This window comes from [Clostridium] clostridioforme AGR2157, from assembly GCF_000424325.1.
Lineage (GTDB): Bacteria > Bacillota > Clostridia > Lachnospirales > Lachnospiraceae > Enterocloster > Enterocloster clostridioformis_A.
The window spans coordinates 35,418-59,431 of record NZ_AUJR01000021.1 but is presented as its reverse complement, the minus strand read 5'-3'; the positions used below and the strand labels follow the sequence as shown (position 1 = coordinate 59,431).

The 24,014-nt window shown below is 51.9% G+C and carries 25 protein-coding genes and 2 pseudogenes; all 27 read left to right on the top strand.

The genetic code is table 11. From position 1 onward, the window contains the following. Positions 1–14 precede the first annotated feature (14 nt). The 27 genes and pseudogenes from G614_RS0110810 to G614_RS0110675 all read left to right on the top strand — a co-directional run bounded on the left by G614_RS0110810 (position 15) and on the right by G614_RS0110675 (position 24,011). Positions 15–2,030 carry a V-type ATP synthase subunit I gene (locus G614_RS0110810; protein WP_027641946.1) on the top strand — a complete coding sequence of 672 codons (2,016 nt, stop codon included), beginning with the start codon at positions 15–17 and terminating at the stop codon, positions 2,028–2,030. Positions 2,031–2,032: 2 nt separating this feature from the next. Next, positions 2,033–2,515: a V-type ATP synthase subunit K gene (locus tag G614_RS0110805; protein ID WP_027641945.1), complete on the top strand. Its 483-nt coding sequence runs from the start codon at positions 2,033–2,035 to the stop codon at positions 2,513–2,515. 43 nt (positions 2,516–2,558) lie between these two features. After that, positions 2,559–3,152, top strand: coding sequence for a V-type ATP synthase subunit E (locus G614_RS0110800; RefSeq protein ID WP_027641944.1), 594 nt, complete (start codon positions 2,559–2,561; stop codon positions 3,150–3,152). A gap of 21 nt (positions 3,153–3,173) precedes the next feature. Further along, entirely contained in the window at positions 3,174–4,142 is a 969-nt protein-coding gene (locus G614_RS0110795; protein WP_027641943.1) for a V-type ATPase subunit, read from the top strand. Beyond that, a complete protein-coding gene (locus tag G614_RS0110790) occupies positions 4,135–4,455 on the top strand; it encodes a V-type ATP synthase subunit F (protein ID WP_027641942.1) in 321 nt (106 codons plus the stop codon). The genes G614_RS0110795 and G614_RS0110790 overlap by 8 nt, the downstream gene beginning before the upstream one ends. A 15-nt stretch (positions 4,456–4,470) precedes the next feature. Then, complete coding sequence (locus G614_RS0110785; RefSeq protein WP_027641941.1) at positions 4,471–6,246, top strand: V-type ATP synthase subunit A; 1,776 nt, start codon at positions 4,471–4,473, stop codon at positions 6,244–6,246. Beyond that, a complete protein-coding gene (locus G614_RS0110780) occupies positions 6,246–7,619 on the top strand; it encodes a V-type ATP synthase subunit B (RefSeq protein ID WP_002568364.1) in 1,374 nt (457 codons plus the stop codon). Before G614_RS0110785 ends, G614_RS0110780 begins: the two co-directional genes overlap by 1 nt. A gap of 107 nt (positions 7,620–7,726) precedes the next feature. Next, positions 7,727–8,410 (top strand): V-type ATP synthase subunit D, encoded by a 684-nt coding sequence (locus G614_RS0110775; RefSeq protein ID WP_002585713.1) that lies wholly within the window; start codon positions 7,727–7,729, stop codon positions 8,408–8,410. A gap of 160 nt (positions 8,411–8,570) precedes the next feature. Next, positions 8,571–9,347 carry a TlpA family protein disulfide reductase gene (locus G614_RS0110770; protein ID WP_027641940.1) on the top strand — a complete coding sequence of 259 codons (777 nt, stop codon included), beginning with the start codon at positions 8,571–8,573 and terminating at the stop codon, positions 9,345–9,347. 19 nt (positions 9,348–9,366) lie between these two features. Beyond that, positions 9,367–9,516, top strand: a complete 150-nt coding sequence (locus G614_RS31235; RefSeq protein WP_334291506.1) for a CD1871A family CXXC motif-containing protein — start codon at positions 9,367–9,369, stop codon at positions 9,514–9,516. Positions 9,517–9,553: 37 nt separating this feature from the next. Then, a complete protein-coding gene (locus G614_RS0110760) occupies positions 9,554–10,387 on the top strand; it encodes a 4Fe-4S binding protein (protein WP_027641939.1) in 834 nt (277 codons plus the stop codon). A gap of 357 nt (positions 10,388–10,744) precedes the next feature. Further along, positions 10,745–10,951 carry a 50S ribosomal protein L31 gene (gene rpmE, locus G614_RS0110755; protein WP_002568352.1) on the top strand — a complete coding sequence of 69 codons (207 nt, stop codon included), beginning with the start codon at positions 10,745–10,747 and terminating at the stop codon, positions 10,949–10,951. Between the two features lie 24 nt (positions 10,952–10,975). Next, positions 10,976–12,100: a DUF1385 domain-containing protein gene (locus G614_RS0110750; protein ID WP_027641938.1), complete on the top strand. Its 1,125-nt coding sequence runs from the start codon at positions 10,976–10,978 to the stop codon at positions 12,098–12,100. Continuing rightward, positions 12,054–12,917 carry a peptide chain release factor N(5)-glutamine methyltransferase gene (prmC, locus tag G614_RS0110745; RefSeq protein ID WP_027641937.1) on the top strand — a complete coding sequence of 288 codons (864 nt, stop codon included), beginning with the start codon at positions 12,054–12,056 and terminating at the stop codon, positions 12,915–12,917. Before G614_RS0110750 ends, prmC begins: the two co-directional genes overlap by 47 nt. A 131-nt stretch (positions 12,918–13,048) precedes the next feature. Next, positions 13,049–14,125 (top strand): peptide chain release factor 1, encoded by a 1,077-nt coding sequence (prfA, locus tag G614_RS0110740; protein WP_027641936.1) that lies wholly within the window; start codon positions 13,049–13,051, stop codon positions 14,123–14,125. Positions 14,126–14,485: 360 nt separating this feature from the next. Continuing rightward, positions 14,486–14,827, top strand: a pseudogene (locus G614_RS27260) (RNA polymerase sigma factor); the annotation flags it as partial. Then, a pseudogene (locus G614_RS0110730) lies at positions 14,827–15,021 on the top strand (anti-sigma factor); the annotation flags it as partial. The pseudogenes G614_RS27260 and G614_RS0110730, both read left to right, overlap by 1 nt. A gap of 144 nt (positions 15,022–15,165) precedes the next feature. Further along, the gene (locus G614_RS0110725) at positions 15,166–16,044 is read left to right on the top strand and encodes a helix-turn-helix domain-containing protein (protein ID WP_027641934.1); all 879 of its coding nucleotides are present in this window, start codon (positions 15,166–15,168) and stop codon (positions 16,042–16,044) included. 78 nt (positions 16,045–16,122) lie between these two features. After that, complete coding sequence (locus tag G614_RS0110720; protein WP_027641933.1) at positions 16,123–16,680, top strand: DUF3841 domain-containing protein; 558 nt, start codon at positions 16,123–16,125, stop codon at positions 16,678–16,680. Then, complete coding sequence (locus tag G614_RS0110715; RefSeq protein ID WP_027641932.1) at positions 16,656–17,090, top strand: DUF3841 domain-containing protein; 435 nt, start codon at positions 16,656–16,658, stop codon at positions 17,088–17,090. The genes G614_RS0110720 and G614_RS0110715 overlap by 25 nt, the downstream gene beginning before the upstream one ends. Positions 17,091–17,396: 306 nt before the next feature. Continuing rightward, on the top strand, positions 17,397–18,797 hold the full coding sequence (locus tag G614_RS0110710; protein WP_027641931.1) for an ABC transporter substrate-binding protein: 1,401 nt from the start codon (positions 17,397–17,399) through the stop codon (positions 18,795–18,797). 75 nt (positions 18,798–18,872) lie between these two features. After that, on the top strand, positions 18,873–19,754 hold the full coding sequence (locus G614_RS0110705) for a carbohydrate ABC transporter permease (RefSeq protein ID WP_027641930.1): 882 nt from the start codon (positions 18,873–18,875) through the stop codon (positions 19,752–19,754). After that, on the top strand, positions 19,751–20,581 hold the full coding sequence (locus G614_RS0110700) for a carbohydrate ABC transporter permease (protein ID WP_027641929.1): 831 nt from the start codon (positions 19,751–19,753) through the stop codon (positions 20,579–20,581). The genes G614_RS0110705 and G614_RS0110700 overlap by 4 nt, the downstream gene beginning before the upstream one ends. 190 nt (positions 20,582–20,771) lie before the next feature. Then, on the top strand, positions 20,772–21,887 hold the full coding sequence (locus G614_RS0110690) for a Gfo/Idh/MocA family protein (protein ID WP_027641928.1): 1,116 nt from the start codon (positions 20,772–20,774) through the stop codon (positions 21,885–21,887). A gap of 2 nt (positions 21,888–21,889) precedes the next feature. Next, positions 21,890–22,813, top strand: coding sequence for a dihydrodipicolinate synthase family protein (locus G614_RS0110685; protein ID WP_027641927.1), 924 nt, complete (start codon positions 21,890–21,892; stop codon positions 22,811–22,813). A 1-nt stretch (position 22,814) separates the two neighbouring features. Beyond that, positions 22,815–23,279 (top strand): YhcH/YjgK/YiaL family protein, encoded by a 465-nt coding sequence (locus G614_RS0110680; RefSeq protein ID WP_027641926.1) that lies wholly within the window; start codon positions 22,815–22,817, stop codon positions 23,277–23,279. A gap of 27 nt (positions 23,280–23,306) precedes the next feature. Then, complete coding sequence (locus tag G614_RS0110675) at positions 23,307–24,011, top strand: N-acetylmannosamine-6-phosphate 2-epimerase (protein WP_027641925.1); 705 nt, start codon at positions 23,307–23,309, stop codon at positions 24,009–24,011. The last annotated feature ends 3 nt before the right edge of the window (positions 24,012–24,014 follow it).

Below are 24,014 nucleotides of genomic sequence, written 5' to 3'. Positions count from 1 at the left end.
GGAGGCGCTTAAGGTTGGCAGTAGTGCCTATGAAAAAAGTGCTGATCTGCGGTCTGAAAAAGGATCGCAAGGGCACCCTTGAGCTTCTGCAGCGCCAAGGGGTACTTGAAATCAGCAATGTGCTGCAGGAAGATGACATGTTTAGCAGAATGGATGTGACGTCTTCCAAAACCGTTTTTGAACGAAATGCCAATATAGCAGAGCAGGCCATTAATATTCTGGACAGGTACGCGCCTGAGGAGAAGGGCATGCTGTCCTCGTTCGAAGGCAGGGAGGTACTTTCCCTGGACGAATATGAGGCCAATGCAGGCAAACACGACGAGGTCATGAAAAAGGCCTACCGTTTACAGGAACTTGCTAAGCAGATAGGCGAGCACAGTGCCGCGGTTCCGAAGCTGGAGCAGCAGATGGAAGCACTGGTGCCATGGAGGTCCTTTGACCTGCCCCTTGATTTTAAGGGAACAAAGAAAACTGCGGCATTCATCGGTTCCATCCAGGATGAGATCACCCTGGAACAGGTAACAGAACAGCTTGGGGAGCTGGCACCTCAGGCAGAGACAATTGACGTGACCATTGTAAGTGCATCCAAGGAGCAGACCTGTCTTTTCATTGTCTGCGGAAAACCGGATGCAGAAGCAGTGGAAGACGCGCTTAAGAAAATGAATTTTGTGAAACCGCCCCTCAGCCAGACAGTGCCTGCTAAACGCCAGCAGCAGCTGGAAGAAGAACTTGCAAGGGAAAAGGCGGAGATTGAGAAAGCGGAAAAGGCCGTAGCGGAGATGGCTCCGGACCGGGAACTCATAAAGTTCGTTATGGACTACTATACCATGCGTGCTGAGAAATACGGTGTGTTAAACGGCCTGGCCCAATCAAGACGTGTATTCTTTATAACCGGATACGTACCTGAGAACGCGGCTCCAAAGCTTGAGAAGCTGCTTCAGGAAAAATATGAGGTGACTGTAGAGTTCACAGAACCGGGAGATGATGAGGATGTACCAATCCTGCTCCACAACAATAAGTTTGCAGAACCTGTGGAGGGCGTTATTGAGAGTTACAGCGTTCCGTCCAAGGGCGAGATTGACCCGTCCATGATAGTGGCGCTGTTCTACTATGTACAGTTCGGGCTCATGCTCTCAGATGCGGCTTATGGTCTTATCATGGTGGCAGGTACCGCATACTGCCTGACCAAATTCAAGAACATGGAAGCCGGAATGAAGAAGTTCATGAAAATGTTCATGTACTGTGGTATCTCCACAACGTTCTGGGGTTTTATGTTCGGCAGTTTTTTCGGTGATGCGGTGAATGTTATCGCGACCACATTCTTCAACCGGCCGGATATCAGGCTTGCTCCTCTCTGGTTTGAGCCAGTAAGCCTTCCTATGAAGCTTCTGGTATTTGCATTTGGACTTGGTATTCTTCACCTGTTCATAGGACTTGGAATCAAATTTTACTCCTGTGTGAAGAACGGCAGCCTGGCTGACGGTATATATGACGCCATATTCTGGTATATGCTGGTTGGCGGCGGTATTGTCTACCTGCTGACCATGCCTATGTTTACCGAGATGCTGGGTCTTACCTTTACGCTTCCGGCAGTTGCGGGTACTGTAGCTGCTTACGCGGCAGCTATTGGTTTTGTGGGTATTGTACTTACCAGCGGACGGGAATCCAAAAACTGGGTTAAGAGGATACTTAAGGGCCTTTACGGGGCATACGGAGTCAGCTCATACCTGAGCGACATCCTGTCCTATTCCAGGCTTCTGGCCCTGGGTCTGGCTACCAGCGTTATATCCACAGTATTTAACAAGATGGGAAGTATGATGGGCGGTTCCATTCCGGGAGCAATCATATTCATACTGGTATTCGTAATCGGACACAGCCTGAACCTGGCAATCAATGCCCTGGGCGCATATGTCCATACTAACCGTCTGCAGTATGTAGAGTTTTTTGGAAAGTTTTATGAAGGCGGCGGAAGGAAATTTGAGCCCTTTGCCGTTCACACCAAATATTATAAAGTCAAGGAGGACATTTAGTTATGGGAAATATGGGAGTTGCTTTAGCATTATTAGGAGCTGCAATCGCAGCGCTTTTTGCAGGAGTAGGTTCTGCTATTGGAGTAGGTATTGCAGGTCAGGCTGCAGCCGGAGTTGTTACAGAGGATCCTAACAAGTTCAGTAAGGTTCTGGTTTTACAGCTGCTTCCCGGTACACAGGGTATATACGGACTGCTGATTGCATTCATCACACTGACACAGATTGGTATTATGGGCGGAAGCGCTGACCTTTCCGTAATAAAGGGCGCTTTATACCTGGCGGCATGCCTTCCTATGGGCATTGTGGGCTGGATTTCCGGCGCATCTCAGGGCAAGGCGGCAGCAGCAAGCATCGGCCTGGTTGCCAAGAGACCTGAGCAGTTTGGTAAAGCTATGATTTTCCCGGCCATGGTTGAGACTTACGCCATCCTGGCCCTGCTGATCTCCATCCTTTCCATCTTTGGTATTGCAGGCCTTAACATTTAATCAGCATACCAAATAAGGAGACTTAAGGAAAGGAGAACATGGCATGGCGGGATTAGATAAGATCATCAGCCAGATTAAAGAAGAGTCCCAGAAAGCAGCGGAACGCACCAGGGCAGAAGCCCGTTCCAAGGCAGATGAGATTCTGTCACAGGCCCGTGCGGATGCAGAGAGGGAGTGCGTTGATATTGAGAGGCGCTCCAAACAGGCGGTAGCCAACATTCTGGAAAGAGGACGTACGGCAGCCGAACTTAAGAAGCGGGGTGCTGTTCTGGCTGAAAAGCAGAGGCTCATCGGCGCAACCATTGGGATGGCTAAGGCCGAACTCAAGGGGCTTGAGACCGGTGCCTACTTTGATATGATTCTGAAACTGGCAGTTAAATCCGCACAGCCCGGCGTAGGCGAGCTCCTGCTCTCAAAGAAGGACTTGGAACGCCTGCCCGAAGGCTTTGAGGACAGGTTAAATGCCTCGCTTAAGGACAAAGGGGCAGTGCTGCATATATCGGGAGACACCAGGGATATAGACGGCGGTTTTGTGCTTACTTATGGAGGAATTGAGGAGAACTGTTCCATTGACGCTCTCTTTGACGCAGCACATGAGGTATTACAGGATAAAGTGCAGGAGATTCTGTTTTCATGAACGTAGGGAGGAACTAATTAAATGGCAGACAAACAGTATGTTTATGCAGTAGCCCGCATCCGTTCCAAAGAATTGTCCCTGCTATCCGGTGCGTTTTTAGAGCAGCTGACAGCTGCAAAAGACTATGACGAGTGTATCCAGCTTCTTACGGAGAAGGGCTGGGGAGAGGACGGCATCACAAATGCCGGAGATATCCTGGCCATTGAGAAGAGGAAGACCTGGGAGCTGATTAATGAGCTGGTGGAGGATATGTCGGTATTCGACGTATTCCTGTACGCCAACGACTACCACAATCTGAAGGCAGCCATCAAGGAGGTCCGCATGGGTGATGAATACCCGGGTATCTTTATGGAGCAGGGGACTGTGGATGTGAAGCTTATACGTGAAGCGGTTCAGACCAGGGAATTCCAGAATCTTCCGGCGGCCATGAGAACGCCTGCGGAGGAAGCCTACAAGGCGCTCCTCCACACCCAGGACGGGCAGCTCTGCGATATCATAATCGACAAAGCGGCTCTGGATGCAATCTACCAGGCTGGTAAATCCTCCGGCAATGAGTTCCTGGAACTCTATGCGGAGCTGACAGTTGCGGCAGCAGATATAAAGACGGCGGTGCGGGCGTCCCGTACCGGCAAGGACAGGGCATTCCTGGAACAGGCGCTGGCACCATGCGGCAGCATTAATGTTGCCCGTCTGGCTCAGGCAGCCATAGAGGGCGTGGATTCCATCGGGTCATACCTGGAAACCACGGCCTATGCAGATGCAGTGGACGAATTGCGGCGCTCACCTTCAGCTTTTGAGCGGTGGTGCGACAATCTGCTGATTCGTAAGATTAAGCCCCAGCAGTACAGCGCCTTTGGTCTGGGCCCGCTGGCAGCTTATATTCTGGCACGGGAGAACGAGATTAAATCAGTTCGGATTGTGCTTTCCGGGAAATTAAACCATCTTCCCGAGGAGTCCATCCGGGAAAGGATAAGGGAGATGTATGTATAAGATTGCAGTTATGGGCGACCGGGACAGTATCTACGGTTTTGCCGGTCTGGGTCTGGAACCATTTCCTTTGACAGACCCGGCGGAGGCAGGAAAGAAGGTTAAGGAGCTGGCAGAAAGCGGCTATGCGGTGATTTACATCACAGAGGCCCTGGCCGCCCAGATTGAACCGGAGATCAACCGCTACCGTGAGGCTGGCCTTCCGGCCATCATACTGATTCCCGGCATATCAGGCAATACGGGAAAAGGTATCCTGGCAGTTAAGAAGTCAGTGGAGCAGGCAGTTGGCTCGGATATTATATTTAATGGGCAATAACAATGGAGGTAAAAGATGAGCAAAGGCGTAATTAAAAAAGTAGCCGGTCCGCTGGTCATCGCAGAAGGCATGCGCGACGCGAATATGTTCGACGTGGTTCGAGTCAGCGAGCAGCGTCTGATTGGCGAAATTATAGAGATTCATGGCGATAAGGCTTCCGTCCAGGTATACGAGGAGACATCCGGACTGGGACCCGGGGAGCCGGTGGAATCCACAGGCGTACCCATGAGCGTGGAGCTGGGGCCTGGCCTGATTGGAAGTATATACGACGGTATCCAGCGTCCGCTGGATGCCATTATGGAGAAGACTGGCGGAAACCTTTTGAACCGCGGTGTGGAGGTTCCCTCCCTGAAGCGTGAGAAGAAATGGACCTTCGTACCCACTGCAAATGCGGGCGACAAAGTAGTCGGCGGCGACATTATCGGTACGGTTCAGGAGACCGAGGTGGTACAGCAGAAAATCATGATTCCGGTTGGCGTAAGCGGTACCCTTACCTATATCAGCGGCGGAGAGTACACGGTTACCGATACAGTGGCTGTTGTGACAGACGGGAAGGGACAGGAGCATCCTGTTTCACTGATGCAGAAGTGGCCTGTACGTAAAGGCCGTCCCTATCAGAGAAAGCTGTCCCCGGATATGCCTCTTGTAACAGGACAGCGTGTTATTGACTGTCTGTTCCCAATCGCAAAGGGCGGTGTTGCGGCTGTTCCGGGACCTTTCGGTTCCGGCAAGACGGTTGTACAGCATCAGCTGGCCAAGTGGGCTGACGCTGACATCGTGGTTTACATTGGCTGCGGCGAGCGCGGAAACGAAATGACGGACGTTCTGAACGAGTTCCCGGAACTGAAGGATCCAAAGACAGGCAAGTCCCTGATGGAGCGTACTGTGCTGATTGCCAATACCTCCGATATGCCTGTTGCTGCCCGTGAGGCATCTATCTATACAGGTATCACCATTGCAGAGTATTTCCGTGACATGGGTTATTCCGTAGCCCTGATGGCAGACTCCACATCCCGTTGGGCCGAGGCTCTGCGTGAGATGTCAGGACGTCTGGAGGAAATGCCTGGTGAGGAAGGTTACCCTGCATACCTGGGTTCCCGTCTGGCACAGTTCTACGAGCGTGCCGGCCGTGTTATCTCCCTGGGCCAGGACAACCGCGAGGGCGCGCTTTCCGTTATCGGAGCAGTATCCCCTGCCGGCGGCGATATATCCGAGCCGGTTACACAGGCTACCCTGCGTATCGTAAAGGTATTCTGGTCCCTGGATGCCGACCTGGCATATAAGAGACATTTCCCGGCCATCAACTGGCTGACCAGCTACTCCCTGTATGTGGACACCATGGAAAAATGGTTTAACGCAGAGGTGGAGAGCGACTGGACCGAGCTGCGCGCGCGTCTCATGCGCCTGCTGCAGGAAGAGTCTGAGTTGAATGAAATCGTACAGCTGGTAGGTATGGATGCATTATCCGCGCCTGACCGTCTGAAACTGGAAGCAGCCCGTTCCATCCGTGAGGACTTCCTTCACCAGAACGCCTTCCACGAGATTGATACATTCACGTCCTTAAAGAAACAGCACATGATGATGATGCTGATGATGGCATACTATGACAAGGCAGGAGAGGCTCTGGCACAGGGCGTGAATATTGAGCGTCTTGTAAGCCTTCCTGTGCGTGAGGCTATCGGCCGTTTCAAATATACAGAGGAAGCTGACCTGGATAAGGTTTACGAGGATGTCATCAAGACCCTGGAGTCAGAAATTAACAGTGAACTGAGCAGAAAGGAGGACTTCTAATGCCCAAGGAATATAGAACAATTGAAGAGGTAGCAGGTCCTATTATGCTGGTCCGCGGCGTACAGGGAGTAACCTACGATGAGATGGGAGAAATCGAGCTGGTTAACGGCGAGAGACGCCGCTGCAAGGTACTGGAGATAGACGGCGGCAATGCCATGGTACAGCTGTACGAGGCGTCTACAGGTATCAACCTGGATTCCAGTAAGGTGCGTTTTTTAGGACGTACCATGGAATTAGGCGTGTCTGAGGATATGCTCAGCCGTATGTTTGACGGCATGGGCAAGCCCATTGACGGCGGTCCCGACATCCTGCCTGAGAAGCGTATGGATATCAACGGCCTGCCCATGAACCCTGCAGCCAGAAGCTATCCTGAGGAGTTTATCCAGACCGGTGTTTCTGCCATCGATGGACTGAACACCCTGGTTCGTGGTCAGAAGCTGCCTATTTTCTCAGCATCCGGTCTTCCCCATGCTAACCTGGCTGCCCAGATTGCGCGTCAGGCAAAGGTGCGCGGCACCGACGAGTCATTCGCCGTTGTGTTTGCTGCCATGGGTATCACCTTCGAGGAGGCTAACTTCTTCATGGAGAGCTTCCGTGAGACAGGCGCTATCGACCGAAGCGTCATGTTCATCAACCTGGCAAACGACCCTGCCGTAGAGCGTATCGCGACTCCGCGTATGGCGCTGACAGCAGCAGAGTACCTGGCATTTGAAAAGAACATGCACGTACTGGTTATCCTGACTGATATTACAAACTACGCAGACTCACTGCGTGAGATTTCCGCAGCGCGTAAGGAAGTTCCCGGACGCCGCGGTTATCCCGGATATATGTACACTGACCTGGCTTCCCTGTATGAGAGAGCCGGACGTCAGAAGGGCAAGAACGGTTCCATCACCATGATTCCGATTCTTACCATGCCTGAGGATGATAAGACCCATCCGATTCCTGACCTTACAGGCTACATCACAGAGGGACAGATTATCCTGAGCCGTGAGCTGTACCGTAAGAATGTAACACCTCCAATTGATGTACTGCCATCCTTGTCCCGTCTTAAGGATAAGGGTATCGGCGAAGGCAAGACACGCGCAGACCATGCAGATGTCATGAACCAGCTCTTTGCAGCCTATGCCCGTGGTAAGGACGCAAAGGAACTGATGATTATACTGGGCGAGGCAGCCCTGACTGATATGGATAAGCTGTATGCCAAATTTGCTGACGAGTTCGAGAAGGAGTATGTATCCCAGGGCTATTACGCTGACCGTGATATCGAAGAGACCATGGAAATCGGCTGGAAGCTTCTGCGCATCCTCCCAAGGAGCGAGCTGAAACGTATTAAGGACAAATTCCTTGATTTATATTACGAAGCAAAATAACCGGCAGTCACAGCCCGGCAGGGAACATGCAGGCGTGCGGCCCGCCGCCATGTGCGGAAAGGACGCGCGCCCCGGTTTCAGGCCGGCAGAAAGGAAGTTGACATAACATGGGTGCAAAACATGTAAATCCCACCCGTATGGAGCTTACCCGCCTTAAGAAAAAGCTGGCGACAGCCATCCGCGGACATAAGCTTCTGAAAGACAAGCGGGATGAATTGATGCGTCAGTTCCTGGACCTGGTGCGTGAGAACAAGGCCCTCCGCGAGAAGGTGGAGGCAGGCATCGCTGCGGCGAACCAGAATTTCGTGCTGGCACGTTCCGGCATGACAGACGAGGCCCTGAACGTAGCCCTGATGGCTCCCAAGCAGGAGGTCTATCTGGAAACTGAGACAAAGAACGTCATGAGTGTGGAGATTCCTGTATTCAAGTATAAGACCAGGACTTCAGACCCTAACGACATCTATTCCTACGGCTTTGCATTTACTTCCAGTGACCTGGATGATGCGGTGAAGAGTCTGGCAGATTTACTGCCTGATATGCTGCGTCTGGCTGAGTGCGAAAAATCCTGCCAGCTCATGGCAGCGGAGATTGAAAAGACCCGCCGCCGTGTAAACGCGCTGGAGCACGTGATGATTCCCGATACCCAGTCAAACATCCGCTATATCACCATGAAGCTGGATGAGAATGAGCGAAGCTCCCAGACAAGGCTTATGAAGGTAAAGGATATGATGCTTGAGGAAGCACACCACTACAGCGAGCGGGAAGTGGTTCCCGTGGTAGATGAGATGTAGCAGGCATCTTCATGAAAGCTTAATAAAACTTTCATAGAAACCCCATAAAGCCGGGTGGACAGAAAATAATAATTATGTTAGAGTAAAACCCAGAGAATGGCACAAGTGGCATTCTCTGGGTTTTTGTCTATTCCAATAGTTGAAAAGGGAGGAATAACACATGAGAAAAGAACAATTTTACAGAGATAAAAAGGCCGTGAAAAAGACTGTTGCAGGCGTTTGGCTGGCCCTATTCCTGGCCTTGCAGATAACGGGATGCAGCCAGACGGCGGACCAGGATAAGGCTGCCCGGAAAACGGAGCAGGCCGGAGGGACTGAGAAGGAAAGCGCAGGGACTGAGAAGAGCGGCGCAGGGACTGAGAAAGCGGAGGATACAGGGAAGAAGGAGTCTGAGCCAGGAAAGACCCAGGAAGCCGGGGAAGCGGGACAGGAGCAGTCCGCAGGCGGCAGCCAGGCAGATGCAAAGGCGGCAGCAGACCAGGGGGACAGTGTGATTGAGTTCAAGCCGGGCATGCCCATCAGGGAGGGCGTGGAAGCTCCTGATTTTACAGGGGAGCTCATTGACGGCACCAGCATTACGCTGTCCGAATTACAGGGAAAACCTGTTATCATCAATTTCTGGGCAACCTGGTGCGGGCCATGCGTCAAGGAGATGCCGGCATTTGAGCGCCTGAAGGATGATTTTGGGGATAAGATCGGTATTATCGCGGTGAATTGCGGAGATGATGCCGGGACAGTGAAGGACTTTATGGAGGAGAACGGATATACCTTCCCGGTGGTACTGGATGAGGGGTATTCCATTTCCATGCTGTATCCGACTAATTCCATTCCGTATACAGTGGTGCTGGACGCAGATGGCAAGGTGACCCATATATCCACCGGCGCCCTGGACGCGGACACTATGTATGAGAGATATAAGGAAGCCCTTGGGGTGTAAGATACGGAGCGTTGATATGATGATGGAGTGGTGCAGACAGAATAAGACAGCGGTCATCCTTCTTGTCCTTGGCGTAGTATTCCTGTGCATCGGAGCTGCCCAGGGAGGATACCAGGATGCCTTCCGCAAGGCAGTAAGGGTGTGCCTGGAATGTATCGGAATCGGATGAGAAGGAAGCGGAAGAAGACCATGAGAGGGCAGCAGCGATGAAACGGCGTTTGATACAGCTTTGTGCGGCATTATTATATAATCTGAACCTGAAGGGATTTGCGGAGGCGTCCATCTATAAGGGAAAGTCCAAAGGACTGTGCGTTCCCGGACTTAACTGCTATTCATGTCCGGGAGCCGTTGGTTCCTGCCCGTTAGGCACCCTGCAGAACGCCCTGTCCGCCATGGACAGGAAGCTTCCCTTCTATATATTGGGAGTTCTCCTGCTTTTTGGGGTTACCATGGGAAGGACCATATGCGGTTTCCTCTGTCCCTTTGGACTGGTGCAGGAGCTTCTCTTTAAGATACCTGTTCCCAAGATAAAAAAGAACCCTGTCACCTGGGAGCTGTCCAAGGTGAAATACGTGATTCTGGCAGTATTTGTCATCATCCTGCCGGTGGTATTCAAGACAGTCTCCGGCCTTCCTGTTCCTGCTTTCTGTAAGTACATATGTCCTGCGGGAACCCTGGAGGGAGGAATTCCTCTGGTGCTTCTGGACGAGTCCCTGGGAGGCCTGGCAGGAGCCCTCTTTCACTGGAAGGTCCTTGTGCTGGCAGTCCTACTGGTAAGCGCCTGTTTTGTATACAGAAGCTTTTGCCGGTTCCTCTGTCCTCTGGGGGCCATCTATTCCCTGTTTGCCCCTGTGGCTTTGCTGGGGGTGAAGATTGACAGGGACGCCTGTATTGACTGCGGGCGCTGTGTGCGCAACTGTAAAGTGGATATCAGACAGGTGGGAGACAGAGAGTGCATACAGTGCGGCGAGTGTATGAAAGAGTGTAATGTGGATGCCATTTATTGGAAGAAGCCCTGGGATATGAAGGGTAAGAAATAACAGAACACAAGAGCGGGACGCTGTAAATAAGCTGTTAAACAGCTTTGGCAGCGTCCTGTTTTTGCGTTTTTATCGTTCTGGAGGCTGGAAGTAACCATATAGTTGTCCGTATTTTCAAAAAAATATATTGCAAGTCCCGGGGTTCTATGATATACTATGTAAGCTGTCTGAATTGACGGCAGTTTTAGCGTTCGCGTGAGTCAGAACCTTACGGTGAGGGCGCGTTTAACTTAGTTATTGCTGATATCTGTGCGTTCTGGTGACGGCATGCGGCCGGCTGCCTGTAATGTACAGAGACAGATTGGCATACACAGGCCGCGGTCGGAAACCGCAAATAATATCAGAGAGGTGAAAATCATGAAAGAAGGAATCCATCCAAGCTATTACCAGGCAAAGGTTGTCTGCAACTGTGGTAATGAGTTCGTAACCGGTTCAACAAAGCAGGACATCCACGTTGAGGTTTGTTCCAAGTGCCATTCATTCTACACCGGACAGCAGAAGGCTGCTCAGGCTCGCGGACGTATTGATAAGTTCAATCGTAAATATGGCATGAATGCTAACTAATAAGCAAAGAGATGAGGGTTGAGCTTGGGAGCAGGCTCAGCCCTTTCTGAATTCTTGGGAAATCATGGAAAGAGGGTTTCTTTTTCGTACAACAGAAAGGTTAAAGGGATGAAATATTCAGGAATTGGTGGTCAGGCCGTAATCGAGGGCATCATGATGCAGAATGGCAATGACTACGCCATTGCGGTCCGCAAGCCGGACGGGGATATTGAGGTGAAAAAGGATACCTATTTGAGTATGACCAAGAAGCATAAGATCTTAGGTATTCCCTTTGTCAGAGGTATTTTCAGTTTTATAGATTCCATGGTAGTGGGCATGAGGGCCCTCACCTGGTCCTGCAGTTTTTTTGAGGACGATGAGGAGGCAAAGCCCGGTAAATTTGAGGCGTGGCTGGATAAGGTCTTTGGTGAGAAGCTGGAGAGCGCTCTCATGACAGTGGTGATGATATTTTCCTTTGTCATGGCAATTGGTATTTTCATGGTGCTTCCCCTGTTCGTTGCCAATATATGCAGAGGATTCATCCATTCCGATACAGTGATGGCCATACTGGAGGGCGTAATACGAATAGCCATCTTCATAGCCTATATCAAGCTGGTATCCCGCATGGAGGATATCAAGAGGACCTTCATGTACCACGGCTCAGAGCATAAGTGCATCAACTGTATCGAGCACGGGCTGGAGCTTACAGTGGACAATGTGAAGGTAAGTTCCAAGGAACATAAACGGTGCGGCACCAGCTTCATTATGATTGTCATGGTAATCAGCATCCTGTTTTTCATGGTCATCCGGGTGGATACTGTCTGGCTGCGCGTGGTGAGCCGGATTGTGCTGATACCTGTAATCGCGGGCGTGTCCTATGAGTTCCTGCGTTTTGCGGGACGCCATGATTCCAGACTGGTGAATGTGCTCAGCCGTCCCGGCATGTGGATGCAGGGACTGACCACCACGGAGCCGGATGACAGCATGATAGAGGTGGCCATCGCGGCAGTGGAGACTGTGTTTGACTGGCGGGCTTACCTGGATGAAAATTTTCCGGGATGGCAGGAAGGCAGGCACCATAATGACAATGACAACGGCAATGACAGTGAAGGAGCAGTAAAACATGACCATGCAGCAGCTGCTGTGGCAGGGTGTTCAGGAACTGAATAAGGCCCAGGTGCCGGACCCGGAGCTGGATGCCAGGTATCTGCTTCTGGAGGTATTCCATCTGAACATGGCATCTTTTCTGGCCATGAAGGGCAGGGAGCTGCGGCCGGATGAGGAGACAGAGGGAAAATGCCGGGAATTTATGCGGCTCATAGAAATCAGGGCCGGCCGGACCCCTCTCCAGCACCTGACCGGGACTCAGGAGTTCATGGGATTTGAGTTCCTTGTAAATGAACATGTTCTGATACCAAGGCAGGACACGGAAACATTGGTGGAGCTGGTCCTGGAAGAACAGAAGGACAGGGAAAAATGCATACTGGACATGTGCACCGGTTCCGGGTGCATTGCCATCAGTCTGGCGCTTATGGGCAGATACCGTCATGTGGCTGCCCTGGATGTGTCGGCTGAGGCCCTTAAGGTGGCAGGCAGGAACCGGGACAGGCTTTTGGGCGGATACGAGGGCGTGTTTGAGTTGTTTGAGAGCAATATGTTTTGTGCTCTGGAGACGGACAGGACCTTTGATGTCATTGTCTCAAACCCGCCTTATATCCCCAGCCGGGTCATAGAGGGCCTTGAGCCGGAGGTGAGGGACCATGAGCCCAGGATTGCCCTGGACGGAAGTGGGGACGGGCTGGCATTTTACCGCATACTGGCAGAAGAGGCACGTGACCATCTGGCGAAGGGCGGAAGTATCTATATGGAGATTGGATATGACCAGTCAGAGGCAGTGGAAGGATTGTTCCGGTCCGGGGGATACAGGGACGTGAGGACGTTTAAGGATTTGGCAGGACAGGACCGGGTGGTGAGAGCCGGGGAGTGAGGTTGGGATTTAAAAGTCCGGACTTAAATGTCCGGCTGGGACCGTCCGGGATGCCGGATTTGGAGAGAACACAGGGTAACAGTTTAATGTAGTGGTTGTAATTGGAATAATCGCAGGAGCAGGAGATAGATATGTTTGATAAGCTGGATGATATGTTGATTCATTATGAAGAACTGATGCTTATGCTGGGTGATCCGGATGTGACCCAGGATACCAAGCGTTTTACCAGGCTCATGAAGGAGCAGGCTGACCTGGCTCCTATTGTGGAAGCCTATAAGCAGTACAAGCAGGCAAAGCAGGATGTGGAGGACAGTCTGGCCCTTCTGGAGGAAGAGAACGACGAAGAGATGCGGGAGATGGCCAAGGAAGAGCTGTCCGACGCCAGGAAACGGATTGAGGACCTGGAGCATGAGCTTAAGATTCTTCTGCTTCCAAAGGACCCTAACGATGATAAGAATATTATCCTGGAAATCCGCGCAGGCGCAGGCGGCGATGAGGCTGCCCTGTTTGCGGCTGAACTTTACCGTATGTATTCAAACTATGCGGACAGCCAGAGATGGAAGGTGGAGATTGTCAGCCTCAATGAAAACGGCATCGGCGGTTTCAAGGAAGTAGTTGCCATGGTCACCGGAAAAGGCGCATACTCCAAGCTTAAATATGAGAGCGGCGTGCACCGCGTCCAGCGTGTGCCTGAGACGGAATCCGGCGGCCGCATCCATACATCCACTGCCACTGTGGCTGTTATGCCTGAGGCCGAGGAAGTGGACGTTCAGATTGACATGAATGACTGCCGTATCGACGTCATGCGTGCATCCGGCAACGGCGGACAGTGCGTCAACACAACAGACTCCGCAGTTCGTCTGACCCATATCCCTACGGGAATCGTTATTTACAGCCAGACGGAGAAATCTCAGCTTCAGAATAAGGAGAAGGCATTCCGCCTGCTGCGTTCCAAGCTGTACGACATCGAGCTGGAAAAACGCCAGAGCTCAGAGGCAGAGGAGCGCCGCAGCCAGATTGGTACCGGCGACCGTTCTGAGAAGATACGTACCTACAACTTCCCTCAGGGCCGCGTAACGGACCACAGAATCAAACTGACACTGTATAAGATTGATTCTATTATGAACGGGGATATTCAGGAACTGCTGGATAATCTGATTGCGGCAGACCAGGCGGCAAAGCTGGCGAGGATGAACGAGGCGGTTTAATGTCTGGCAGGGAAAGGAGGAGCGCTATGAAAGGGTTATCTGTTTTTTAAAAGACCTGATACACGAGGGGCAGACACTGGATATCCCCAAGGCCTGAGAGAAAAATTCTCATTGGGGATTCAGAACATAAATCCAATTAATAGGCTCTAATCAAAGGGAGCCAACCAATAGGATTCAACCATTTAGGACCCAGCCAATTAGGACCCAGCTAGATACCTGAGATATCATATCTTAGGTTCAGGTTGGGTCTGTTTTATTGTCAGCCACGAATGAGGCGGGGATGTATGGCAGGAACCATTCCGGTATCGCAGGATATTGTTGGGAACGGGACACTAATTAACAGAAGGAGGAAATGCGTATATGGATTCCATGGAAGAGATTTATAAGAAACACGGAAAAATGATATATGGTTTTCTCTTAACCCGGACCCAGGACCCCGGCCTGGCAGAGGAACTGACCCAGGAGACCTTTTACCAGGCCGTGAAACATATCGGCAGGTATAAGGGAGTGAGCAGCATATCCACCTGGCTCTGCGCAATCGCAAAGAATCTGTGGCGTGATTATCTGCGAAGGCAGAAGCACCATGTTCCACTGGAAGAGGCAGACCAGGTATCTGTGGAATCCGCAGAGTCCCAGGCCCTCTGCTCATGGGACAATGTACAGATACTGAGGCTGATTCACGGCCTGGAGGACTCTATGCGATGCTGATTGCCCTGACCGATAACCTGGGACAGGTCAGCTGGAACTACACCGTGGAGCTGGAACAGGGGCCTGTCTGGCGCCATGGCACCATTACGGAGGAGGAGTGCGGGAAAATGGCCGGGGCTCCTGTGAAAACATTTGCAGACAGCCCTGAGGGGATTGAACAGCTGATTGAACGGCTGGGAATCAGATAAAATTTCCGTCATGGGACTGGCTATTGGGAGCGTGATTTGATACAATCAAATCATAAAGGGCCGGATGGGGCACAGATTACTAAACCTGAGGGCACCAGTGTGCTGGAAGTGATAAAAAGATACAGTTAAAGGGGGGTGCACATCATGCAGTCGCTTTCCTCATTCATGAATACCATCCGATTTAATTTTCTATATATAGATAAATACTCCTTCGGACGGACCTGGACCTATCCGGAAAGCGCCATACCATACAATATGCTGCGCTACATCATTGACGGGAGTGCTGAGTTTGTGGTAGATGGGGAGACGGTCATTGTGAGGAAGGGGCAGGTGTCCTATATACCGGAGGGCTGCTGGCTGTCATGTAAGGCGCTGGAGGATACATTTGCTTTTTACAGTATCCGTTTCACCACATCCGTATTCTATGAAGGGGCTAATTTTCTCAGGGAGTACTATAACTTTCCCCTGGTGATGGATGTGGGCGAGGGAATCGAGCCTTATTTCAGCGATATCTACAAGTGGGTGCGCACGGACAAAAAATCAAAGTCATTTCACGTAAGAGGAGCCCTTGATACTCTGATTGCCAGCCTGATTGATATTTTGAACTCCGATGAGCCCGATGATGTGAAGGCGGAAATCAACGGGCTGGAGTACAACCTGGAGCAGATACGAAAACGGGTGAAGAAATCCACGGTTCAGACCGACCCCAGGATACAGACTGTCATTGACTATATCATGTTAAATCCCACGGAAGAATATACTTCGGATAAATTAAGCAGTATGGCGGAAGTGGCTGAGACTACCTTCCGGCGTCTGTTTAAGGAGGCCACAGGGAAGACAGCCACGGAGTTTATACGCCAGGTGCGCCTGACCACGGCAGCCAGACTTCTGCTGGTGTCCAATGATCCTGTGAACTGTATTGCCCACGATGTGGGGTTCGAGGATGCCAACCATTTTACACGGGTATTCAGGCAGGCATTTGGGATGACGCCGGGCCGGTACAGGAAGATGTCACAGGAGTAGTGGTGCGGGCGAAACGGCGCAGAAGGAACCGGGCAAGGACAGTGGCACCAAAACAATGGAGAGAGGAAGGATGACCGGATGGAACAGATTAAGGTATGGACAAAGCAGCATGAAAACGTGCTGAAGGAACTGAATGAAACAGGCAGGTACATTGCCAGGCGGGAGTATATTCGGAGTGACCTGCAGGAACATGCGGGACTGGTTCTGGAGGTATATGACTGGCTGGTAAGGCACAGCCCTGACGCGGCCCAAAAGCCCGGGGATGTGGAGTATCCGGTGTGGGTTTCCTTTACCAGCGAGGCGGTCATGCTTCCCAGTCCGGGTGCCGTCATACTGGAACTGACCCTGGACCCGGCCTGCATTACCTCGGTCAATATAGAAAAATGGGGAAGCATCCTCAATTACTCCTATATCCCAAAGGATGAGGCGGACGCCAGACGCCATCAGGATATGATGGAGCAGTACGGAGTAAGTGACGCCAAGGCATACATGTCCCAGTTCTATCCACACCTTAAGCGGGAAATCATCGCCAGCTGGGACCGGCTTTTTGATGACAGCGTGATTTTGGGCAATGATTCAAAATATGGAAATATATGGGAGATTAGAAAAGAATGGGTGACACAGGTGATAAGGTGATTTTATATGCGGCACAGGCAGATGCGGTTTTAAAGGCCATAGAGAGGGACGGCAGCTGTTTTTCGCGGGAGGAATATGTCCGCAGGAAATATGGGGAAAGCGGTCCCATTTTCCTGACTGTCTACAAATGGAATAAGATTCTGTGCCTTAAATATCTGGGAGAAGACGAGGAGGACGAGCAGGCTTTTCAGGCGTATTTAAAGCAGTGCGGGCTCAGGGAAATGGATGCGGTGCTCACCGGGTTTTATCCTGAGTTGAAACAGAAAATCATGGGCAGCTGGCCCAGGCTGTTTCGCCATCATGAGCGGATACGGGCAGGGGAGGAATCCGGGGCGAAAAGTGTCCAGGCGGCCTTGTGGCAGATTAAAAAAGAATGGATTGTGCCGGAAACGGCAGTACAATCAAAATAGGAAGAAGGGATAAGAATCAGCAGTTACAGAAGGACAGGTATCCGGAATCAGGTTCCGGCCTGTCCTTTTCCTGTTTTCCAAAGGTATGCAGACAGGCCCCCGGACAATCACCCGGACAGTGCCCGTCCCCTTACCCGGCCAGTTTCCTGCCCCTCAAAACCAGAACAAGACAAAAAAATAGTATAGTGGTCGTTTTATGCTATTATAAGTTGTCCAGAATGTTGAAATGCATAAGGAAAATCAATATAATACCTATAGACACAGCAAAATGACGGACGGAAATAATTAAGAAAAAGGAGAAGTGATATGAAAAAGAGTCATGTAAGTTTTATTCTTGCGGCAGCACTTGCAGCAGCCCTGCTGGCCGGATGCGGCAGTACCGGGTCATCCACAGAGGCTTCCGGTTCCAAAGAAGCAGGAGGCCAGTCCCAGGCACAGGATACAGGGAGCCAGGATGGAAGTGACAGCGGGACAGAGGGAGCGCTTTCAGGTGAGATTACCTTCTGGCACTCATTTACACAGGGACCAAGGCTGGAGACCATCCAGAAGGCAGCGGACAAGTTCATGGAAGAGAACCCGGATGTGAAAATCAATATTGAGACGTTCTCATGGAATGATTTTTACACCAAGTGGACCACCGGACTTGCATCCGGCAATGTACCTGATATGAGTACCGCCCTTCCGGCCCAGGTTGCGGAGATGATTAACGCAGATGCCCTGCTGCCCATCAATGACCTGATTGACGGTATCGGCCGTGACAAATTTGCTGAGGCAGCCATTTCCGAGGGCACGGTGGACGGCAATAACTATTCTGTTCCCCTTTACAGACACGCCCATGTGATGTGGATCAGGAAGGACCTGCTGGAGAAAAACGGTCTGAAAGTTCCCAAGACCTGGGACGAGCTTTACGACACAGCCAAGGCCCTTACAAAGGACGGCGTCTATGGATTGTCCTTCCCATGCGGCACCAATGACTTCCAGGCAACCTTTTTCCTGGATTTCTATGTGAGAAGCGGGGGCGGAAGCCTGCTGACCGATGACCTGAAGGCCAACCTGACCAGCGACCTGGCCATTGACGGCATCAACTACTGGCTGAAGGTATACAATGACTGCTCGCCTAAGGATTCCATTAACTTTGATGTACTGGACCAGGCTACCCTGTATTACCAGGGCAAGACCGCATTTGACTTTAACTCCGGCTTCCAGATTTCAGGCGTTGCAGCCAACTCACCGGACCTGCTCCAGTATGTGGACTGCTACCCGATTCCAAAGATTAATGCGGATGACCCGGACGAGGGAATCATGACCACCAACACGCCTATGGTTGTGTGGAAGGCTTCCAAGCATCCTGAAATCTGCAAGGCATTTATGAAAACCCTTTATGACGAGGATACATACGTGGAATTCCTGCACGCAACACCGGTGGGTATGCTTCCTGCCATCAAGGGAATTGCCGACACAGATGCATACAGGGATGACGACACCATCAGGCAGTTCACCCATGCAGAGGAAGTGCTGACTGCAGCAGCTGATATCGGCACTGCATTTGGATATGAGCACGGCCCCAATGTCCAGGCCGGAATCATGCAGAACAACCACGTGATAGAAGATATGTTCCAGGATATCATTACCAACGGAACAGATGTAAGGACCGCTGCGAAAACAGCAGAAGATAAACTGAACGCACTGTTTGAGACAGCTGAATAAGCCGTCCTGGGGCGTGTCTGAAAAGGCGGATGCATTTTTGAGGCACGCTCTAATACTGAGAAGGAGGAGGAAATCTTGGGGAAGAAAAGTTATACAAGATGGTTGTTCGTACTTCCCGCAATCGTCATTGTAATTGCATTATTCATATATCCCATCTGTTCCAGCATAGTATACAGCTTTACAAACAAGAACCTGATTAAACCGGCCTATAAATTCATTGGCTTTAAGAATTATGCCGAGGTGCTGAAGGACAGCGGTTTCTGGCTTTCATTTTTCAATTCCCTGAAATGGACGGTTCTGTCCCTGGCGGGACAGATAGGAGTGGGGTTTACCGCTGCCCTGGCCCTGAAGCGGATTAAGGTGTGCAAGGGCGTTTACAAGACCCTTCTCATCATCCCCTGGGCATTTCCCTCCATTGTCATTGCATTTTCCTGGAAATGGATTCTCAACGGAGTGTACGGCTTCCTGCCCAACATCCTGGTGGAGCTGGGTATCTGCCAGGTGGCGCCGCAGTTTCTGACCAGCGGCACGTTGGCCTTTGTAAGCCTGGTGCTGATTAACATATGGTTCGGAGCGCCCATGATAATGGTCAACGTGCTCTCAGCACTGGAAACAGTTCCAAAGGACCAGTATGAGGCTGCCCAGATTGACGGGGCCAGGCCATGGCAGTCCTTCTACTATGTCACAGTGCCCCATATCAAGATGGTGGTGGGACTGCTGGTGGTCTTAAGGACCGTGTGGATTTTTAATAACTTTGACCTGATTTATCTGATTACAGGCGGCGGGCCTGCGGGCATCACCCAGACCATACCGCTCTATGCCTACAATATGGGATGGAGTACCAAACTCATCGGACGCTCATCGGCAGTGACCGTGCTGCTGTTCATATTCCTGATAATTATTTGCGGCATATACTTTGCGGTCATTAATAAGTGGGAAAAGGAGGAAAGTAGATGAAAAAGTTTAAAGCAGGAAGTGTCGTCAGCCATATATACCTGATTATTCTGACCATTATCTCCATTTTCCCGCTGGTATGGATTATCATATCATCCCTGAAGGGCAAAGGAGAGCTGACGGGAAATCCTACGGCCTTCTGGCCTAAGACATGGACCTTTGACTATTACGCCCATGTCATTAATGACCTTAAGTTTTTCGTGAACATCAGGAACAGCGTCATCATTTCCCTGGTGACCACCCTGATTGCCATTGCGGTGGCGGCGCTGGCAGCCTACGGAATCGTCAGGTTCTTTAAGCGTCTGGGTTCAGCCATGTCCAAGGTGCTGGTGACTACCTACATATTTCCTCCCATCCTGTTGGCCATTCCCTATTCCGTGGTCATGGGAAAGCTGGGGCTGATTAACACAAGGATTGGCCTGGTTATTGTGTACCTGTCCTTCTCCGTGCCCTATGCGGTGTGGCTCCTGACCGGATTTTTCAGGACAGTGCCCCTGGAAATCGAGGAGGCGGCCAGAATCGACGGGGCCAATAAGATGCAGACCTTTGTCCAGGTGGTGCTTCCGCTGGTGGCGCCCGGCGTGGTGGCCACGGCCATCTACACCTTCATTAATACCTGGAATGAGTTCCTGTATGCGTTGATTTTAATGAACAATACCAGCAAGATGACGGTTGCGGTTGCTCTGCGCTCCCTGGACGGAGCTGAGATACTGGACTGGGGCGATATGATGGCGGCGTCTGCTCTGGTGGTGCTTCCCTCTGTCATTTTCTTCTGTCTCATACAGAACAAGATTGCGGGCGGCATGTCGGAGGGCGCTGTGAAGTCCTGATGATTTTAACAGAAAGGTAAAAGGTGCTATATTGTAGCTATGAGGACTGCCGTGAAATGGTGGATACATGCCAGGACAACCATGTGGGGTGTTCATGGCCGGCCTGCACCCTGTCCCTTAGGGAAGACAGGAAGGTAAAGCTCAGCGAAATCATGAAGTAAAATAATATAGACGGTAAAGGAGAACAGTCATGAAGACAATTGGATATGCAGTGGTTGGAACAGGATATTTTGGGGCGGAGCTGGCCCGCATCATGAAGGAGCAGGAGGGCGCCAGGGTCGTGGCTGTCTATGACCCGGAGAATGCGGGGACAGTGGCGGCTGAGCTGGGCTGTGACGTGGAGACGGACCTGGACCGGTTATACAGCCGTGAGGACGTGGACGCGGTAATCGTGGCATCGCCCAATTACCTTCACAGGGAACCGGTAATCAAGGCGGCGGAACACGGGGTACACGTATTCTGTGAGAAGCCCATTGCCCTGTCCTATCAGGACTGTGTGGAGATGGTGGAGACATGCGTTGCCCACAACGTCACCTTTATGGCAGGCCATGTCATGAACTTCTTCAGGGGCGTGCGCACAGCGAAGAGGATGATTAATGACGGAGTCATCGGCAAGGTGCTGTACTGCCATTCCGCCAGGAACGGCTGGGAGGATATACAGCCCTCTGTCAGCTGGAAGAAAATCAGGGCCAAATCAGGAGGCCATCTCTACCACCACATCCATGAGCTGGACTGCATCCAGTTCCTTATGGGCGGGTGCCCCGAGGAAGTGACCATGGCAGGCGGCAATGTGGCCCACTGCGGGGAACAGTTCGGAGATGAGGACGATATGCTGTTCATCACCATGGAATACGGGGATAACCGGTATGCCGTGCTGGAGTATGGCTCCGCTTTCCACTGGCCGGAGCATTATGTGCTGATTCAGGGAACCGAGGGAGCTATCCGCCTGGATATGTTCAACTGCGGAGGAACCCTTAAGAAGGGAGATAAGGAAGAGCATTTCCTTATGCACAAGACCCAGGAGGAGGATGATGACCGCACCAGAATCTATCACGGCACGGAGATGGACGGCGCCATCATGTACGGCAAACCGGGGAAGAAGCCGCCTATGTGGCTTCACAGCATCATGTATGATGAGATGGAGTATTTCAACCATATCATGCATGGGGCCCAGCCGGACGAGGAGTTTAAGCCCCTGCTTACAGGGGAGGCTGCCAGGAACGCCATTGCCACGGCAGACGCCTGCACCAGGTCCCGGTTTGAGAACAGAAAGGTGAAACTGTCTGAGATAACGGGGGTGAAATAAGAATGAAGCTTGACAAATACAGGGGAATTATCCCGGCATTTTACGCCTGCTACGACAAGGCAGGAGAGGTAAGTGAGGACGGGGTGCGGGCGCTGACCAGGTACTTCGTGGAACAGGGGGTGAAGGGCGTCTATGTGGGCGGGTCTTCGGGAGAATGCATCTACCAGTCCGTGGAGGACAGGAAGAAGACACTGGAGGCTGTGATGGACGAGGCTGCGGGCCGTCTCACAGTCATTGCCCATGTTGCCTGCAACAATACAAGAGACAGCCGCATTCTGGCAGCCCATGCCCAGGACCTGGGCGTGGACGGGATTGCTGCCATACCGCCAATTTATTTTAAGCTGCCGGAGTACTCGGTTGCCGGGTATTGGAATGACATATCGGAGGCAGCGCCCGACACGGATTTCATCATCTATAACATACCCCAGCTGGCGGGTACAGCCCTGACCATGAGTCTTTTAAAAACCATGCTCTTAAACAGGCAGGTGGCAGGCGTGAAGAACTCATCCATGCCGGTCCAGGACATCCAGATGTTTAAGGCAGAGGCCATGAAGACGCGGGAGGACTTTATCGTGTTCAACGGCCCGGATGAACAGCTGGTGTCCGGTCTGGCCATGGGTGCGGACGCCGGAATCGGCGGTACCTACGGGGCCATGCCGGAGCTGTTTTTAAAGATATATGAATTGGCGGCGGAAAACAGGATGGCAGAGGCCAGGGCCATCCAGTATGAAGCGGATGAAATCATATATAAGCTGTGCTCAGGAACCTGCAACATGTACGCCATGATTAAGGAAGTGCTGCGCATCAGCAGGGGAATCGATATAGGCGGGGTCAGGAAACCGCTGACAGACTTATGCGGGGACGACCAGGCCATTGCCGGGGAGGCAGCCTCCATGATAGAAGCCGCAAAGGAGAAATACTGCTGATATGATATATGACTTGCTGGCTAATATAGGAAATTACAGGGGCATGAACAGGAACCTGGATAAGGCCATTGACTATTTGATGACTGCGGATGTAAGAACTCTTCCCATGGGAAGGACGGAGATTGACGGGGACAGGGTGTTCCTGCAGGTGATGGAGGCCCGGACCCATGAGCTGACGGATGAGAGCTATGAACTGCACAGGGACTATATGGATATTCAGATAGACATTGAGGGATGCGAGGTCATAGAAACAGCCCTGGACGGGGTGACACCCATTGGGGAATACCAGCCGGACTTTCAGAAAGCCTGTGCCCGTGGCGGGGCAGGGGGACGCTGTGTCATGGGGCCGGGCAGGTTCATCCTGTGCATGACCGGGGAGGCCCATGGGCCGGGCGGATGCCTGGAAACGCCTGAATGTATCAGAAAATGTGTGGTGAAGGTGGCTGTGGCCGATGACAGGCCGTGAAAGCCGGAGTGAAAGGATTGGAACGACATGGACAAAACAGAACTTTTTAACCGTATCAAAGGAAAGCTCATCATTTCCTGCCAGGCCCTGCCCGGGGAACCGCTCTATGACCCGGAGCGCTCCCTGATGCCTTTTATGGCCAGGGCGGCCAAGGAGGCCGGAAGCCCCATGATACGCGCCAACACGGTGCGGGACGTGCTGGGAATCAAGAAGGCGACAGGGCTTCCTGTCATTGGTCTGATAAAGCAGGTGTACGATGGATTTGACGGGTATATCACGCCCACCATGAAGGAGGTGGATGCCCTGGCAGAGGCAGGGGCCGACATCATTGCCATTGACTGCACGGACAGGAGGCGGGGAGATGGGCTGAGCCCATGGGAATACATTCGGAGCATCAAAGTAAAATATCCGGTCCAGATTCTGATGGCCGATATCTCCGATTACCAGGAAGGCGTTCAGGCGTGGAAAAGCGGCATTGACCTGGTGAGCACCACCATGAGCGGATATACGGACTATACCCCCAAGCAGGAAGGGCCGGATTTTGAACTGGTCAGGCGGCTTGCGGCAGAACTTCCCATCCCGGTCATCGGGGAAGGACGTGTCCATACGCCGGAGGAGGCTGTGAAGATGCTGGATATGGGAGCCTGGGCAGTTATTGTGGGCGGAGCCATCACCCGGCCGCTGGAGATTGCAGGGCGGTTCATGAAAGCGGTTAATGGCAGACAGGAATAGAAG